The 15,345-nt window shown below is 72.3% G+C and carries 17 protein-coding genes; all 17 read left to right on the top strand.

Translation table 11 applies throughout. The features are described 5' to 3' along the window. Positions 1 to 16: 16 nt before the first annotated feature. The 17 genes from ACFOYY_RS27820 (at position 17) to ACFOYY_RS27740 (ending at position 15,301) form a co-directional block, all read left to right on the top strand. Complete coding sequence (locus ACFOYY_RS27820; RefSeq protein WP_352009904.1) at positions 17 to 760, top strand: class I SAM-dependent DNA methyltransferase; 744 nt, start codon at positions 17 to 19, stop codon at positions 758 to 760. 5 nt (positions 761 to 765) lie between these two features. Beyond that, a complete protein-coding gene (locus ACFOYY_RS27815) occupies positions 766 to 1,380 on the top strand; it encodes a dTDP-4-dehydrorhamnose 3,5-epimerase family protein (RefSeq protein ID WP_386193433.1) in 615 nt (204 codons plus the stop codon). A 17-nt stretch (positions 1,381 to 1,397) separates the two neighbouring features. Next, positions 1,398 to 2,153 (top strand): SDR family NAD(P)-dependent oxidoreductase, encoded by a 756-nt coding sequence (locus tag ACFOYY_RS27810; protein WP_352009902.1) that lies wholly within the window; start codon positions 1,398 to 1,400, stop codon positions 2,151 to 2,153. 46 nt (positions 2,154 to 2,199) lie between these two features. Continuing rightward, positions 2,200 to 3,264: a glucose-1-phosphate thymidylyltransferase gene (locus ACFOYY_RS27805; RefSeq protein WP_352009901.1), complete on the top strand. Its 1,065-nt coding sequence runs from the start codon at positions 2,200 to 2,202 to the stop codon at positions 3,262 to 3,264. Further along, positions 3,261 to 4,256 carry a dTDP-glucose 4,6-dehydratase gene (rfbB, locus tag ACFOYY_RS27800; RefSeq protein ID WP_362772510.1) on the top strand — a complete coding sequence of 332 codons (996 nt, stop codon included), beginning with the start codon at positions 3,261 to 3,263 and terminating at the stop codon, positions 4,254 to 4,256. Before ACFOYY_RS27805 ends, rfbB begins: the two co-directional genes overlap by 4 nt. Next, positions 4,253 to 5,650 (top strand): NDP-hexose 2,3-dehydratase family protein, encoded by a 1,398-nt coding sequence (locus ACFOYY_RS27795; RefSeq protein WP_386193429.1) that lies wholly within the window; start codon positions 4,253 to 4,255, stop codon positions 5,648 to 5,650. Before rfbB ends, ACFOYY_RS27795 begins: the two co-directional genes overlap by 4 nt. A 32-nt stretch (positions 5,651 to 5,682) precedes the next feature. Beyond that, positions 5,683 to 6,669, top strand: coding sequence for a 3-hydroxyacyl-CoA dehydrogenase NAD-binding domain-containing protein (locus ACFOYY_RS27790; protein WP_386193426.1), 987 nt, complete (start codon positions 5,683 to 5,685; stop codon positions 6,667 to 6,669). 79 nt (positions 6,670 to 6,748) lie between these two features. Continuing rightward, complete coding sequence (locus ACFOYY_RS27785) at positions 6,749 to 7,270, top strand: nuclear transport factor 2 family protein (RefSeq protein WP_386193423.1); 522 nt, start codon at positions 6,749 to 6,751, stop codon at positions 7,268 to 7,270. After that, entirely contained in the window at positions 7,267 to 7,797 is a 531-nt protein-coding gene (locus tag ACFOYY_RS27780; protein WP_352009896.1) for a hypothetical protein, read from the top strand. Before ACFOYY_RS27785 ends, ACFOYY_RS27780 begins: the two co-directional genes overlap by 4 nt. A 91-nt stretch (positions 7,798 to 7,888) precedes the next feature. Then, positions 7,889 to 8,566, top strand: coding sequence for a hypothetical protein (locus ACFOYY_RS27775; protein WP_362910161.1), 678 nt, complete (start codon positions 7,889 to 7,891; stop codon positions 8,564 to 8,566). Positions 8,567 to 8,572: 6 nt separating this feature from the next. Then, positions 8,573 to 9,703, top strand: coding sequence for an acyl-CoA dehydrogenase family protein (locus ACFOYY_RS27770; protein WP_352009894.1), 1,131 nt, complete (start codon positions 8,573 to 8,575; stop codon positions 9,701 to 9,703). A gap of 37 nt (positions 9,704 to 9,740) precedes the next feature. Then, a complete protein-coding gene (locus ACFOYY_RS27765) occupies positions 9,741 to 10,649 on the top strand; it encodes an MBL fold metallo-hydrolase (RefSeq protein ID WP_352009893.1) in 909 nt (302 codons plus the stop codon). Positions 10,650 to 10,681: 32 nt separating this feature from the next. Beyond that, positions 10,682 to 11,788 (top strand): nucleotide disphospho-sugar-binding domain-containing protein, encoded by a 1,107-nt coding sequence (locus ACFOYY_RS27760; protein WP_386193419.1) that lies wholly within the window; start codon positions 10,682 to 10,684, stop codon positions 11,786 to 11,788. Beyond that, positions 11,785 to 12,921 carry a nucleotide disphospho-sugar-binding domain-containing protein gene (locus tag ACFOYY_RS27755; RefSeq protein ID WP_352009891.1) on the top strand — a complete coding sequence of 379 codons (1,137 nt, stop codon included), beginning with the start codon at positions 11,785 to 11,787 and terminating at the stop codon, positions 12,919 to 12,921. The genes ACFOYY_RS27760 and ACFOYY_RS27755 overlap by 4 nt, the downstream gene beginning before the upstream one ends. Before the next feature lie 8 nt (positions 12,922 to 12,929). Continuing rightward, positions 12,930 to 13,523: an NADPH-dependent FMN reductase gene (locus ACFOYY_RS27750; protein ID WP_386193416.1), complete on the top strand. Its 594-nt coding sequence runs from the start codon at positions 12,930 to 12,932 to the stop codon at positions 13,521 to 13,523. Next, positions 13,513 to 14,547: a quinone oxidoreductase family protein gene (locus ACFOYY_RS27745; RefSeq protein WP_386193413.1), complete on the top strand. Its 1,035-nt coding sequence runs from the start codon at positions 13,513 to 13,515 to the stop codon at positions 14,545 to 14,547. The genes ACFOYY_RS27750 and ACFOYY_RS27745 overlap by 11 nt, the downstream gene beginning before the upstream one ends. A gap of 91 nt (positions 14,548 to 14,638) precedes the next feature. Further along, positions 14,639 to 15,301: a DsbA family oxidoreductase gene (locus ACFOYY_RS27740; RefSeq protein ID WP_386193411.1), complete on the top strand. Its 663-nt coding sequence runs from the start codon at positions 14,639 to 14,641 to the stop codon at positions 15,299 to 15,301. Positions 15,302 to 15,345: the final 44 nt, after the last annotated feature.

The raw sequence follows: 15,345 nt of genomic DNA, 5'->3' as shown, positions 1-15,345 counted from the left end.
CGTTGGAGGGCGTCAGATGAACGAGAGCGAGGTCCTCGGGGCCTACGACAGGGCCGACCTCTACGAGGTGGTCTACGAGGGCAGGGGCAAGGACTACGAGCGGGAGGCCGCGGTCACCTCGGCGCTGATCCGCGAGCGCAACCCCGGCGCGCGGAGCCTGCTCGACGTCGCCTGCGGGACCGGCTCGCACCTGCGTCACTTCGCCGGGACGTTCGGCGAGGTCGCCGGGGTCGACCTGTCCGAGCGGATGCTCGCCAGGGCCCGCGACCGGGTCCCCGGGGTGCCCCTGTGGCAGGGCGACATGCGCAAGTTCGACCTCGGCGTCACCTACGACGCGGTGACCTGCATGTTCAGCTCGGTCGGCTACCTGGCCGACGTCGGTGAGCTGACCGCGACGCTGGAGAGCTTCGCCAGGCACCTCAACCCGGGTGGTGTCGTGGTCGTCGAACCCTGGTGGGCGCCGGAGAACTTCCTCCCCGGGCACGTCCAGGGGGACGTGGTGAAGGTCGGCGGCCTGACGGTCTCCCGGGTCTCCCACTCGACGTGGCAGCGGGAGGGAGCCGCCAGCCGGATGGAGGTGCACTGGACGGCCGCCCACCCGGAGACGGGGATCAGCCACCACTCCGACGTCCACGTCATGTCGCTGTTCTCCAGGCGGGAGTATCTCGACGCCTTCACCCGTGCGGGCTTCGCCGCGGAGTTCGTCGAGCACGACTGGGCGGGGCCCGGCCTGTACGTCGGCGTCCTGGGCGCCGGGTGAGCGGGATGCGCGTCCGCGAGCTGAAGGTCGAGGGGGCCTACGAGCTGACCCCCGAGGTGTTCGGGGACGAACGGGGCTTCTTCCTGTCGCCCTACCAGGAGGAACCGTTCGTCAGGGCGGTCGGGCGCCCGCTGTTCCCGGTGGCGCAGGCCAGCCACAGCCGGTCGCGGCGCGGGGTGGTCCGCGGCGTCCACTTCACCGCCACACCCCCCGGCATGGCGAAGTACGCCTACTGCGCCGGGGGCGTCGCCTTGGACGTGGTCCTCGACACCCGGGTGGGGTCGCCGACCTACGGCGTGTGGGACAGCGTGGTCCTCGACCAGCGGGACTTCAGGTCGGTCTACCTCCCGGTCGGCGTCGGGCACCTGTTCGTCGCGCTTGAGGACGACACGGCCGTCTCCTACCTGCTGTCCACGGGATACGTCGCGGAGAACGAGCTGGCGGTCTCGCCGCTCGACCCGGCCCTGGGGCTGCCGCTGCCGCGCGACCTGGACCTGGTCCTGTCCGAGCGCGACCGGCGGGCTCCCACGCTCGCCGAGGCGGAACGCGCCGGGATCCTGCCGGACTACGCCGCGAGCCGGGCCCTGGACGGCCTGCGGGCCGCCGGGCACGGCGCGTGAGAGAGGAGCCGTACGGCATGGGCCTGCGAGAGGCGGCGGTCGTGGTCACCGGCGCGGGACGCGGCATCGGGGCCGCGCTGGCCAGGCGGTTCGCCGAGGAGGGCGCCCGGGTCGTCGTCAACGACCGCCACCCTGAGCGCGCCGAGGAGGTGGCCGGGGAGATCGGCGGGATCGCCCTGCCCGGCGACGCGGAGCGGGGCCTGGTGCCCGAGGCCCTGCGCCTGCTCGGCGGGCGGATCGACGTCTACTGCGCCAACGCGGGAGCCGTACGGGCCGGTGGTCCCGAGGCGCCCGAGGAGGACTGGGAGAGCGCCTGGCAGGTCAACGTGATGGCCCACGTGCGGGCCGCGCGGGACCTGCTGCCCGGCTGGCTCGAACGGGGGCAGGGGCGTTTCGTCTCCGTCGTCTCCTCGGCGGGACTGCTCACCATGGTCGGGGCGGCGCCGTACGCGGTGTCCAAGCACGCGGCGCTGGCCTTCGCCGAGTGGCTGTCACTGACCTACCGGCACCGCGGCGTCAGCGTGCACGCCGTCTGCCCCCGCGGCGTCCGCACCGAGACGCGCAGGGCCGCGAGTTCGAGCGGGTTGACGCTCACCTCCACCGCCATCGGCCCGGAGGAGGTCGCCGACGCGCTGCTCAAGGGGATCGCCGAGGAGCGGTTCCTGATCCTTCCGCATCCCGAGGTCGCCGACCAGGCCGCCGAGCGCGTCACCGACCACGAGCGCTGGCTTGAGGTCGTCAACGGGTTCCAGCGGCAACGGGAGAGCACATAGCGGCCCGGCGCCGCGATCGTCGAGATCGTCCAGAGAGGACTCCGCCGTGAAGGCTCTGGTGCTGGCAGGCGGGACGGGAACCCGCCTGCGCCCTTTCAGCTACTCCATGCCAAAACAGCTCATCCCCATCGTCAACAGACCGGTTCTCGAACACGTCCTGGACAACCTCAGGGCCGTCGGCGTCACCGAGGCCGGGATCGTCGTCGGCGCCGGGGAACGGCAGATCCGCGAGGCGATCGGTGACGGCGGCGGGCTGGGGATGAGCGTGACCTACATCCCGCAGGACGAGCCGCTCGGCCTGGCGCACTGCGTCACGATCGCCAGGCCGTTCCTCGGGGAGGACGACTTCGTGATGTACCTCGGGGACAACATGCTGCCCGAGGGGGTCGCCGAGCCCGCGGCGCGCTTCACCGCGAACCGGCCCGCCGCACACGTGGTGGTACGCAAGGTCGCCGATCCGCAGTCGTTCGGAGTGGCCGAGTTCGGCCCCGACGGCAGGCTTGAGCGGGTGGTCGAGAAACCGCGAAGGCCCCGCAGCGACCTCGCCCTGATCGGCGTCTACTTCTTCACCGCCGCCGTCCACCGGGCCGTCGCCGCCATCCGGCCGAGCGCCAGGGGCGAGCTGGAGATCACCGACGCGATCCAGTGGCTGGTCGACGACGGGGCCGAGGTCACGGCCGCCGAGTACCCCGGTTACTGGCGGGACGTGGGCCGGGTCGAGGACGTCCTCGACTGCAACCGGCGGCTGCTCGGCGGCCTGCCCCCGCGTCTCGACGGCTCGATCGACGCGGCCAGCGGTGTCACCGGCCCGGTGGTCGTCGAGGCGGGCGCCCGTGTCGTACGGTCCCGCATCGAGGGCCCGGCGCTCATCGGCGGCGACAGCGTGGTCGAGGACAGCGAGATCGGCCCCGGCACGACCGTCGGCAGGGGGTGCGTGATCAGCGGCACCCGGCTGCGGGACTCGGTCGTGATGGACGGGGCCCGCCTGACGGGCGTGGCGGGGCTGCGTGACTCCGTCATCGGGCGCGGCACGGTCGTCGGGGGGCGTCCGCCGGACGGCGTGTTACGGCTCGTGGTCGGCGACGAGGCCAGAATCGAGACGGCGGCATGAGACTGCTGGTCACCGGCGGCGCCGGTTTCATCGGCTCACACTACGCGCGCACCGTTCTCGACGACGGCTACCCGGGCTTCCACGACGTCCGGGTCACCGTGCTCGACAAGCTCAGCTACGCCGGCAACATCGCGAACCTGCCGATCGGGCACCCCCGCCTCGAATTCGTGCACGGCGACGTCTGCGACCTGCCGCTGCTGCTCGACCTGCTGCCCGGGCACGACGCGGTCGTCCACTTCGCCGCCGAGACGCACGTCGACCGCTCCCTCAGGAACGCCGCCGAGTTCGCGCACGTCAACGTGGGCGGCACCCAGACGCTGCTGGAGGCCTGCCTCGCGGCCGGGGTCGAGCGGGTGGTGCACGTCTCGACGGACGAGGTGTACGGCTCCATCGAGGAGGGCTCCTGGCACGAGGAGTGCCCGCCGCTGCCCAACTCCCCCTACGCGGCCTCGAAGGCGGCGGCCGAACTGTTCGTCCGCTCCTACTGGCGCACCTACGGGCTCGACGTCTCGATCACCCGCTGCTCCAACAACTACGGCCCCCACCAGCACCCCGAGAAGATGATCCCGCTGTTCGTCACCAACCTGCTCGAAGGCGAGCCGCTGCCCCTGTACGGCGACGGCCTCAACGTCCGCGACTGGCTGCACGTCGACGACCACTGCCGGGGCGTCCAGCTCGTCCTGACCGGGGGAGGCGCGGGTGAGGTCTACAACATCGGCGGCGGCAGCGAGCAGACCAACATCGCCGTCACCGAACGGCTGATCGCGCTGCTCGGCGCCGACCGCTCGGTGATCCGTCCCGTGGCCGACCGCAAGGGGCACGACCGGCGCTACTCCCTCGACGACACCAAGATCCGTGAACGACTCGGCTACCGGCCCGCCGTACCGTTCGAGCGGGGGCTGGCCGAGACGGTCGCCTGGTACCGGGACAACCCCGGCTGGTGGGGGCCGGTCAAACACGCCCTGCGGACGGCGGCGGGGGTGGGGGCATGACGGCCGGGCTGTTCGACCTGCCGAGGCTGCGCGCCAGGGAGGACGCCGGACTGGCCGAACGGCTCGCGCGCTCGCTGGCGGAGACGACGGCGGGCTGGCAGCTGAGCACCGCGCAGGTCACGGACTGGCTGGCCGAACGCGCCCTGGCCCACCGCTTCGTCGTCGAACGCATCCCGTTCGCCAGACTCGACCAGTGGGACTTCGTCGAGGACGGCGCGAGGCTGGCCCACCACAGCGGCAAGTTCTTCACCGTCGAGGGGCTGCGTGTCACGGCCGACCAGGGGCCCGTCCTGAGCTGGGACCAGCCGATCATCAGACAGCCCGAGGTCGGCATCCTCGGCCTGCTGCTCAAGGAGTTCGACGGGGTTCCGCACCTGCTGATGCAGGCGAAGATGGAGCCGGGCAACCCCAACCTGCTGCAACTGTCGCCGACCGTCCAGGCCACCCGGAGCAACTACACCAAGGTGCACCGGGGCTCCGAGGTGCGTTACCTGGAGTACTTCGTCGATCCCACCAGGGGACGGGTCCTGGCCGACGTGCTCCAGTCGGAGCAGGGCTCGTGGTTCCACCAGAAGATCAACCGCAACATGATCGTCGAGGTGGACGAGGACGTCCCGATCGGCGACGACTTCCGCTGGCTGACGCTCGGGCAGATCGGGGAGCTGCTGCGCCGGGACAACGTCGTCAACATGGACGCCCGTACGGTCCTGGCCTGCGCGCCGATCGGCTCCGACGAGGCGGGCGCGCTGCACAGCGACACCGAGCTGCTGTCCTGGTTCACCGCGGAGCGGGCCAGGCGGGAGATGCGGGTGGAGCTGATGCCGCTGACCGAGGTGAACGACTGGCGGCGCGGCCCCTGGTCCATCGACCACGACGCGGGCCGTTACTTCAGCATCGTCGCGGTCTCCGTCGCGGCGGGCAACCGCGAGGTGACCCGCTGGACCCAGCCGCTGCTCGAACCGCACGGCCTGGCCGTCACGGCCTTCCTGACCAGGCGCATCGGCGGGGTCCCGCACGTCCTGGTGCACGCCAAGGCGGAGGCGGGACTGCGCGACACGATCGAGCTGGCCCCGACCGTCCAGTACACCCCGGAGAACTACGCCCACCTGAGCGGCGCCGACCGGCCGCCCTTCCTGGACCTGGTGCTGACCGCCGGGCCGGAGAGCGTCCGCTACCGGGCGATCCACTCGGAAGAGGGCGGCAGGTTCCTCAACGCGGAGGGCCGCTACCTGGTGGTGGACGTGAACGAGGCGGACGCGCCGCTCGACCCGCCGCCCGGCTTCCGCTGGGTCACCCCGGGGCAGCTGCGCTTCCTGGCGCGGCACCCGCACTACGTCAACGTCCAGGCGCGCTCCCTGCTCGCCTGCCTCAACACCGGAGCGGTCGGCTGGTGAGCCCGACAAGCCCGACAGGGAGGACGGAACGGATGGGAACGCGACCAGGCGCCGTGACGGTCATCGGCGCGGGCACGATCGGGCTGGGCTGGATCACGTTGTTCGCGGCGCACGGGCTGGACGTCACCGTCAACAGCAGGCGCCCCGACGCCCGGCGGGTCGTCGAGGAGGGGCTGCGGACCTTCGCGCCGACGCTGCCCGGCGGCGGGCGTGACCCGGAGGAGCTGCTGGCCGGGCTGCGTTTCGAACCCGACGTGGCGCGGGCGGTCTCCGGCGCCGACGTGGTGCAGGAGAACGCCCCGGAGGACCCGGCGCTGAAGCGGGAGCTGTTCGGGGTGATCGCGGGCGCGGCCCCGCCCGGGGCGCTGCTGCTGTCCTCGACCTCGACGCTGGTGCCCGACGACTTCGGCGAGCGGGTCCCGGACCAGGGCAGGCTGGTGGTCGGCCATCCCTTCAACCCGCCGCACGTGGTGCCGCTGGTCGAGGTGGTCGGCGGCACGCGCACCACCCCGGAGGCGATCGAGGAGACGATGGCCTTCTACCGCTCGGTCGGCAAGGTCCCGATCGCGCTGCGCAGGCCGGTGCCCCGGTTCGTGGCCAACCGGCTGCAGACGGCGCTGCTGCGGGAGAGCATCCACCTGGTCCGCGAGGGCGTGGTCACGATGGAGGAGCTGGACAGCGTCGTGGTCAACTCGATCGGCCTGCGGTGGGCGACGGTCGGGCCGTTCCAGGCCTTCCACCTGGGGGGCGGCGAGGGAGGTCTGCGCCGCTGGCTCGGGCACCTGGGCCGGGGACTTGAGGCGAGCTGGCGGGAACTCGGCAGTCCCGAGCTGACGGAGGAGACGATCGAGCTGCTGAGCTCGGAGGCGGAACGGGTCTACGGCGTGGGAAATTACCCGGAACTCTCCACAAAAAGGGACATTAGGCAGAATGCCATCCTTGATGCCCTTGCCCGTGTTGAATCCGGAAATATCCGGCAGCTGAACGGGGCTCGCGGCACCGTGGCGGAGTCCGGATGAGCGGTCGGCCATGTTTCTCAAGTGTCATTCGAGCGCCTCTTTCTAGCATTATGAGGACTTCTCGAAAGGAGTCCGCCAGATGAGAGAAGTTACGGCCCCACCGGATTTGTACGCGCGGATACAGCAGTTCCACGCCACCCAGATGCACGCGCTCGACGGTGGTGAATTCGACGCCTACGCCGAGACCTTCACCGAGGACGGCGAGTTCCGGCACACGCCGGGACGGCCCGCGGCCAGGACCCGCGCGGGCATCGCCGAGGAGCTGAAGGCCTTCCACCGGGAGCGCTTCGCCGGCGACCCCGTGCAGCGGCGCCACTGGTTCAACATGCTGCGCGTGGAACCGGGCTCCGGCGGCGAGATCCACGCCACCTTCTACGTGCTCGTCGTCGCGACCCGCCCCGGGGTCAGGCAGCCGGAGATCGCGCCGAGCTGCGTGGTCCACGACGTGCTGGTCGAGGACGCCGACGGCGGCCTGCTGGTCAGGTCCCGATGGGTCGAGCACGACTGGCAGCCGGAACCGGCCACCACGGTCGGCGCGGCGGCGGGCGGCCCAGTGAACGGCTCAGTGAACGGCTCAGTGAACGGTGAGGTGTCGCGGTGAGCGTGCCGTACCTGGCCAGGACCAGGATCGACGGCGAGTGGACGCCGATCGAGTACTCCAGGGACTTCACGGTGACCGCTCCGGAACGGGTCGCGCCGGGAGAGGAGTTCACGGTCGTCTTCGCCAGCGCGCCGATCCTGGCCCTGCCCGCGTTCAACCGGACGCTGACCGACCTGCGGATCGCCTACCGGGTCTCCGGCCAGGCGGCCGTACTGGAGTGGGAGCTGCGCGGGGGCGACACCCCCGGCGGGCTGGAGTTCACCGCCGAGCGGCAGGACGACGACCTGGTGGTCGGCTTCGGCGGGACCATCGCGGGCGGGGTCGAGGTCGCGGTGCCCGACCTGGTCGTCACGGTGCGCGCGGAGGGGCCGGGCACGGTCACCACGTCGCCGGGGGGCTCCGGGTTCGACCGGCCCGCCTTCGGGTGGACGCGTGAGCACGCGGTCAACGGCCAGTGGGACCCCTTCCAGTGCTACGTCCCCGTTGACGCGCCGGTGGTCTTCACCACCACCCTGATCTCCTCCTGACCTCGTGTCTCTCCTACGCCGGGGACGGCTCGCGCCGAAAAACCCGGAAAACCTCCTGGAAAACAATGGGTAACGAACGAAGGAAACACGCATGAACAAGTGGACCCTCCGTACCGCCGCCGCGGCCTGCCTCGCCGCCGTGGCCCTGACCGGCCTGACCGCCCCGGCCGAGGCCCGGCAGACCACGACGACGGGGGCGACGGGGACAGCGACGGGGGCCGTGCGGACCACCGCGACGGTGACGGTTCCGTACATCTCGCGGACCCGCATCGACGGCGTGTGGACCCCCATCGAGGGCTACACCCGCGACTACACCGTGACCGCCCCCGCGACGGTCGAGCCCGGCGACGACTTCCGTGTCAGGTTCGACTCGGCGCCGATCTTCGCGGTGCCCGCGCACAACAAGACGCTGACCGACCTGCGGATCGCCTACCGGGTCTCCGGCGACGCCACCATCCTGCGCTACCGCCTCGAAGGGGGCAGCAACCTCGGCGGCGCCCACTTCTGGGTCGAGCGGAACGGCTCCGACCTGGTCCTGCGCAGCAACGGCACCTTCCAGGGCGGGGTCGAGTTCGACGTGCCCGACCTGGTGGTCAAGGTCCGGGCGGGTGCCACGGGCACGGTCACGACCTCGCCCGGCGGTTCCAGCTTCGCCGACCCGGCCTTCTACTGGTACCGCGAGCAGACCGTCAGCGGTCAGTGGGACCCGTTCGAGAACTACGTGGACCCGGCGAGCCCCGTGACCTTCACCACGACCACCATCGGGTGATCCGACATGCCGGAAGCCACCCCCGCCTCCCTGTCCCCTGACGCCGTCAGGGAGACCGCCGCCGTGGCCGCCAAGCGTGCCGCGGAGGCCGAGGCGAACAGACAGCTCACCCCCGACGTGGTCGAGGCGATCGTCCACGCGGGCTTCGTCAGGCACTTCGTGCCCGCCGGGTACGGCGGCGCGGCGGGAGGCTTCGCCGAGTTGCTGTCCGCCGTGACACAGGTGGGGGAGGGCTGTGCGTCCGCCGCCTGGTTCGCGTCCCTGACGGCGGGCACCGGCAGACTGGCCGCCTACCTCCCCGAGGAGGGGCGGCGGGAGGTCTGGGCCGAGGGCCCCCACGCCGTGATCGTGGGGGGCCTCGTCCAGGCCGGTACGGCCGAGCGGGTCTCCGGCGGCTGGCGGGTACGCGGCCAGTGGCCGTACGTCAGCGGGATCGCCCACTCGGACTGGGCGCTGCTGTGCGCGAGAACGGAGCGGGGGGCCAGGTTCTTCGCGGTCCCCCGCGCCGCGTACGGCGTCGCCGACACCTGGTTCAACAGCGGCATGCGGGCGACCGGGAGCAACACCCTGATCCTCGACGAGACCGAGGTCCCCGAGGCCCGCTCGGTCGCGCTCGACGACCTGCTCGCCGGTGAGGCCCCCGACGCGCGGGCCGTCTGCCACCGGGTGCCGATGAAGGCGGGCAACGGGCTCACCCTGACCGCCCCGCTGCTCGGCGCCGCGCGCGGCGCGCTGCGGCGCTGGTCGGAGCTGGTGCGCGACAAGCTGCTCGCGCCCGCCGGGGCGATCTCCGGTGGGGTCGGCAGGGGCTCCTACGAGCTGACCCTGGCCCGCGCGGACGGCGAGGTGGACGCGGCGGCCCTGCTGCTGCGGCGGGTCGCCGAGGTCGCCGACCAGGCGCCCGTCGACGCCCTGCTCACCGCGCGCAACGGGCGTGACTGCGCGCTGGCGGCCGACCTGCTCGCGACCGCCGCCGACCGGCTGCTGCGCAGTTCGGGGAGCAGGGGCCAGTCGGAGAGCGAGCCGCTGCAACGGCACTGGCGCGACGTGACCACCGGCGCGGGTCACGCCGGGCTGCAGTTGCCCGCCGTGGCGGGCGCGTTCGTGAGCCGGTCCGCCCTGCCGTCGGCGGGGTGACCGGCCACAGGAACGACCACAGAAAGGGGAACGTCTCATGGTCGCGCCTGAGCTGGTCGAGGTGGCCGAGGGCGTCCACGCCTACCTCCAGCCGGACGGGGGCTGGTGCCTCAACAACGCCGGAGTGATCACCACGCCCGACGGGGCCGTGGTCGTGGACACCGCGGCCACCGAACGCCGGGCCCTGGCGCTGCGGGACGCCGTCGACGGGGTCGCCGGGGGAGAGCGCAGGCTCGTGGTCAACACCCATTTCCACGGCGACCACGTCTTCGGCAACGCGGTCTTCGGCCCCGAGGCGACCGTGGTGAGCCACGCGGGCACGCGCGAGGAGATCGCCGAGACCGGGCTCGCGCTGACCGGGCTGTGGCCCGACGTGGAGTGGGGGGACGTCGGGGTCGTGCCGCCCGGCGTCACCTACACCGACCGGCTGACGGTGCACGCGGGCGGCAGGCGGATCGAACTCATCTCGGCGGGTCCCGCGCACACCCGGCACGACACCGTGGTCTGGCTGCCGGAGGAACGCGTCCTGTTCGCCGGGGACATCGTCATGCCGGGCTGTACGCCGTTCGTGATGATGGGGACGGTCAGCGGGACGCTGGCCACCCTGGACCTGCTGCGGGAGCTGCGCCCCGAGGTCGTCGTCGGCGGCCACGGCCCCGTCGCCGGGCCGCACGCCTTCGACGAGACCGAGGCCTACCTGCGCTGGCTGCTGCGGGTCGCGGCCGACGGGGCACGGCGCGGGCTCGACGCCCTCGGCACGGCCCGCGAGTGCTCCCTCGGCGAGTACGGCGGGCTGCTCGACCCCGAGCGGCTCGTGGGCAACCTGCACCGGGCACTGCTCGAACTCGGCGAACCGGGCGGTGAGCCGGGCCTGCCGCTGGACGTGCCCGCCGTGTTCGGGGAGATCGTCGAGTTCAACGGCGGCCTGCCCGCCTGTCACGCCTGACCAAACCCTCGACAGAAACCGGGGACGTGCGCATGAGAGTTCTCTTCGTGGCGGGCCACACGGCCGGGGCCTGCTATCCACTCGTCCCGCTGGCCCAGGCCGTACGGCTCGGCGGGCACGAGGTCTTCGTCGCGGGTCACGAGGACGTCCTTCCCGTCGTCGCCGCCGCGGGCCTGCCCGGGGTCGCGATCTCGTCGAGGACGCTGTCCGACTTCCTCGTGGACCGCAGGGGGCGGACCGTCGAGCTTCCCGAGCCGGGACACGAACACGACCTGGCCGTGGGCCGGGTGTTCGGCCGCTTCGCCGCCGACGGCCTGGACGGGCTGCTGGCCCTGGTGCGGGACTGGCGTCCCGACCGGGTGGTCGGGGTCGCCACGGCCTACGCGGCGCCGCTGGCCGCGCACGACGGCGGTATGCCGTACGTCCGGTTCGCGACCGATCTGGCGGAGCCGGTCGTCCACATGCTGGCGGCCGTCGCCGAGCTGGGACCGGAGCTGGAGAAACTCGGCCTGTACGAGCTTCCCGCGCCCTGGCGCTCGGTCAGCGTGGCGCCGCCCAGCCTGCGTGCCCCCGACGCGGCCCCCGCCCTGCCGCTGCGGCACATCCCCTACGAGACGCAGAGCGCCCTGCCGCCGTGGGTCCACCCGGGACAGGACAGGCCGCGTGTCCTGGTGCACGACCACGGTGAGACGCGGCCGGACCTGCTGGAGGGGCTGCGGGAGCTGGAGGCCGAGATCGTGGTGACCGGCCAGGAGGAGGGGCCGGTGCCGCCCGGCGTGCGCGCAGGCCGGGTCCCGCTCGGCGTCGCCGTACGGCCCGGGGACGTCGTGGTCCACCGGGGGCGCCCGGACGTCGTCCTGACCTGCCTGGCACGGGCGGCGGCGCAGGTCCTGCTGCCCGGTGACCCCGGCCTCGACGAGCACGCCGGCAGGCTGGCGCGTCTCGGGGCGGCCAGACAGGTCGGGGACTCGGCGGTCCCGGGGGCTCCGGTGGAGACGGAGGAGGTCGTCGCGGCCTGCCGGGAGGTGCTGGCCGATCCCGCCTACGGGCAGGCGGCGCACCGGCTGCGCGCCGAGATCCACGAGATGCCGCTGCCCGCCGACCTCGTTCCCCTGCTGACCGAGGAGGTCGTGGCGTGAGAGTCCTGTTCGTGGCCGGGGGGACGTCCGGGGTGATCTTCTCGATCATCCCGCTGGCCCAGGCGGCGCGTAACGCCGGGCACGAGGTGGTGATGGCGGCCCCGGAGAACGTGGTGCCGACCATCACCTCGGCCGGGCTGACGGCCGTCGCGGTCACCTCGCGCAAAATGCTGGACACCCTGCTGTACGACGACGGCGAGCGCCGTCCGATCCCGACCGACCTGCACGAGCGCTACATCTTCAACGGGCGCTGCTTCGGGCGCTACGCCGGCTGGTGCCTTGAGGGGCTGCTCGACTTCGCCGACCGCTGGCGCCCCGACGTGGTGGTCGGGGGCACGCTGGTCTTCGCCGCGCCGCTGGTCGCCCGCCACGCGGGCGTGCCGTACGTCAAGCAGGCGGTCGACATGGGCGAGCCCCGCACGATCGACCTGGCCGCCGCCGCGGAGCTGGGGCCCTGGCTGAAGCGGCTCGGCTTCCACGAGATGCCGCGTTCCGACCTGTTCGTCGACATCTGCCCGCCCAGCCTCAGGGAGGCGGACGCGCCGCCCGCCCAGATCATGAGATACATCCCCTACTCCACCAAGGGTCGCGTCGAGTCCTGGATGTACACCAAGGGGGACAGGCCCCGGGTGCTGGTCTCCGCGGGCAGCCGGGTCACCCCGGACCGCGACTTCGAGATCCTCAGCGGCCTGGTCGCCAAGGTGGGCGCGCTGGACGTGGAGCTGCTGGTCGCGGCACCCGCCGACGTGGCGGAGGCGCTGCGGCCCCTGCCGGACAACGTCAGGGCCGGCTGGCTGCCGCTGGACGTGGTGGCCCCGACCTGCGACCTGGTGGTCAGCCACGCCGGAGGCACCACGGTCCTGGGGAACATGCACTACGGAGTGCCCCAGCTGCTCATCCCCTACCTGCCCTACGCGCTCGGCTTCACCAGAAGGCTCACCGACTACGGCGCCGCCAGGATGCTGCCTCCCGAGGACGACTCCCCGGAGAACGTGGCCGAGGCCTGCCGGGAGGTGCTGGGCACCCCCTCCTACCGGCAGCGCGCCCGCGACGTCGCCCACGAGATGTCCCTGCTTCCCGGCCCCTCCCAGGCGCTGGCCGCCGTCGAGCGGCTGGTCCACACCTCCCGATAGGAGTCCCGATGACACAGACACCCCTGCACCTGGCCCTGGTCGTGGGAAGCGTGCGTGAGGGCCGTTTCGGGCCGACCGTGGCGAGCTGGTTCGCCGAGCAGGTCGCCCAGTACGGGCGGTTCACCACGGACGTCGTCGATCTGGCGGAGCTGCCGTTGCCGGTCGTGCTGCCCGCCTTCGGGAGCGACCCGGCCCCCGAGGTCGCGGCCGTCGCGGCCCGGCTCTCCGGACGGCTCGCCGCCGCCGACGCCTTCGTCGTGGTCACCCCCGAGTACAACCACAGCCTGCCCGCCTCGCTGAAGAACGCGCTGGACTGGAGCGACGCCGAGTGGCGGGCCAAGCCGGTCGCGCTGGTCTCCTACGGCGGGCGTTCGGGGGGCATACGGGCGGCCGAGCACACCCGGCAGATCCTGGCCGCCCTTGAGGCGGTCACGGTGCGCGAGGTGCTCACCTTCCAGTTCCCCAGGGAGGTCTTCGGCGAGGACGGCAGGCCCAAGGACCCCGAGGGCTACGCCTCGACGGCCAAGGAGGTCCTGCGGGAGCTCGAATGGCTGGCGAGCACCCTGCGTGAGGGACGCGGACGGCGGCCCCATGCCGACTGAGGGGACGATGCTCGCCGTCCGCGTCCACGAGTACGGCCCGCCCGAGGTGCTGCGTCCCGAGGAGGTCCCGGTGCCGAGGCCGGGACCCGGGCAGGTGCTGGTCGAGGTCGAGGCCGTCAGCGTGGGGTTCGCGCAGACCCAGATGCGGCGTGACCTCTTCCCCGCCCCGATGTGGCGGCCGACGTTCCCCATCGTGCTCGGCGGCGACGTCGTCGGCGTGGTCGTCGAGACCGGCCCCGGCGTCGAGGACGTACGACCCGGCGACCGGGTGGGCGCCTACACGCTGCACGGCGCCTACGCCGAGTACGCGGTGCTCGACGCCGCCTCGCTCGTGCCGGTGCCGGAGGACCTGGACGCCGTGCGGGCGACCGTACTGCCCGGCTCGGGGCCGATCGCGATGGGCACGCTCGGCGTGGCCGACCTGCGGCCGGGGGAGCGGGTGCTGGTCCACGCGGCCTCCGGCGGCATCGGTCACCTGGCCGTGCAGCTGGCCGTACTGGCGGGGGCGGGGCAGGTGATCGCGACGGCGGGGTCGGCGGCCAAGCGCGACTTCGTCCGGGATCTGGGCGCCGACCTGGTCGTGGACTACGGCGAGGACGACTGGGCGGAGCGGGTGCGGGAGGCGACGGGCGGCGCCGGGGTGGACGTCGTCCTAGACAGCGTCGGGGGGCAGGTGCTCCGGCAGGGGATCGGTCTGCTGGCGCCGTTCGGACGACTGGTGTTCTACGGGTCATCGCACGGTGGATTGGATATTCCTCACATATCGCCCATGGAGTTGATAGGGATTAAATATGTGACGGGATTTGCCCTTTCCGCCTGGCGGGCCGCCCGTCCCGATCGTTATCGGACGGACCACAAATTGCTGGTGGACCATCTCAGGGACGGCAGCGTCAAGGACGTCGTCCACGCCGTCCTCCCTCTCCGGCAGGTGGCCAGGGCACACGAGATCATCGAGGGCCGTCGCCATATCGGGAGGGTCGTCCTAAGGGTTGGCCGAAACGCCGACAATCACTTCCCGGCTTGACCTCTAGCGTGCTTGAGGTTGCAGCATCGAAGGCGTCGAAACCCGTTTTCCGAGTTCGCCGCGCACTGGCCGCGGGACGGGAGGATTCCCCATGTCTACCGATAACCAGACCAGGACCGTCGAGGTCTACGCCGACGTGTTGTGCCCGTGGAGCTACATCGGCAAAAGGCGTCTTGAGACGGCCCTGGCCGGGACGGAGGGCAGGGAGCGGCTTGAGATCGTCTGGCGCAGCTACGAGCTGTCGCCGGAGGAGGGCCGTACTCCCGGCAGGACGGCGGCCGAGGCGATGGGCGACTGGTGGGGCGAGCAGGGCAGCGCCAGGGTCGAGCTGATCCACACCCTCGGCCGGGCGGAGGGCGTGGACATCGACCTCACCCTCGCCAGGCCCGTCAACACCTTCGACGCCCACCGGCTGCGTCACCTGGCCGCCGACCACGGCCTGGCCGACCAGGTGATGGAGCGGTTGCTGCGCGCCTACCTCTGCGAGGGCGGCAACGTCAGCGACCCCGAGGTCCTGGAGCGCGTCGGTGTCGAGGCCGGTCTCGACGCCGGGCAGGTCCGCGCGCTGCTCGACGGCGACGCCTACGCCAAGGACGTCCGCGCCGACGAGCGCAGGGCGAAGGAGCGGGGCGTCAACGGCGTGCCGATGCTCATCATCGACGGCAGGCCGCCCGTCAGCGGCATCCAGCCTCCCGCCGACCTGACCCGCCTGCTCCAGGACGCGCTGCGCCCGGCGCCCGTCGCGGGCGACTGACGGGTTCGACACCTCACCGACACGACAGCACGAGAGGAATCACA

The organism is Streptosporangium jomthongense (genome assembly GCF_042650425.1).
Classification (GTDB): Bacteria; Actinomycetota; Actinomycetes; order Streptosporangiales; family Streptosporangiaceae; genus Streptosporangium.
Note: the sequence above shows the minus strand (reverse complement) of the source record. Positions and strands in the feature narration are given on the sequence as shown.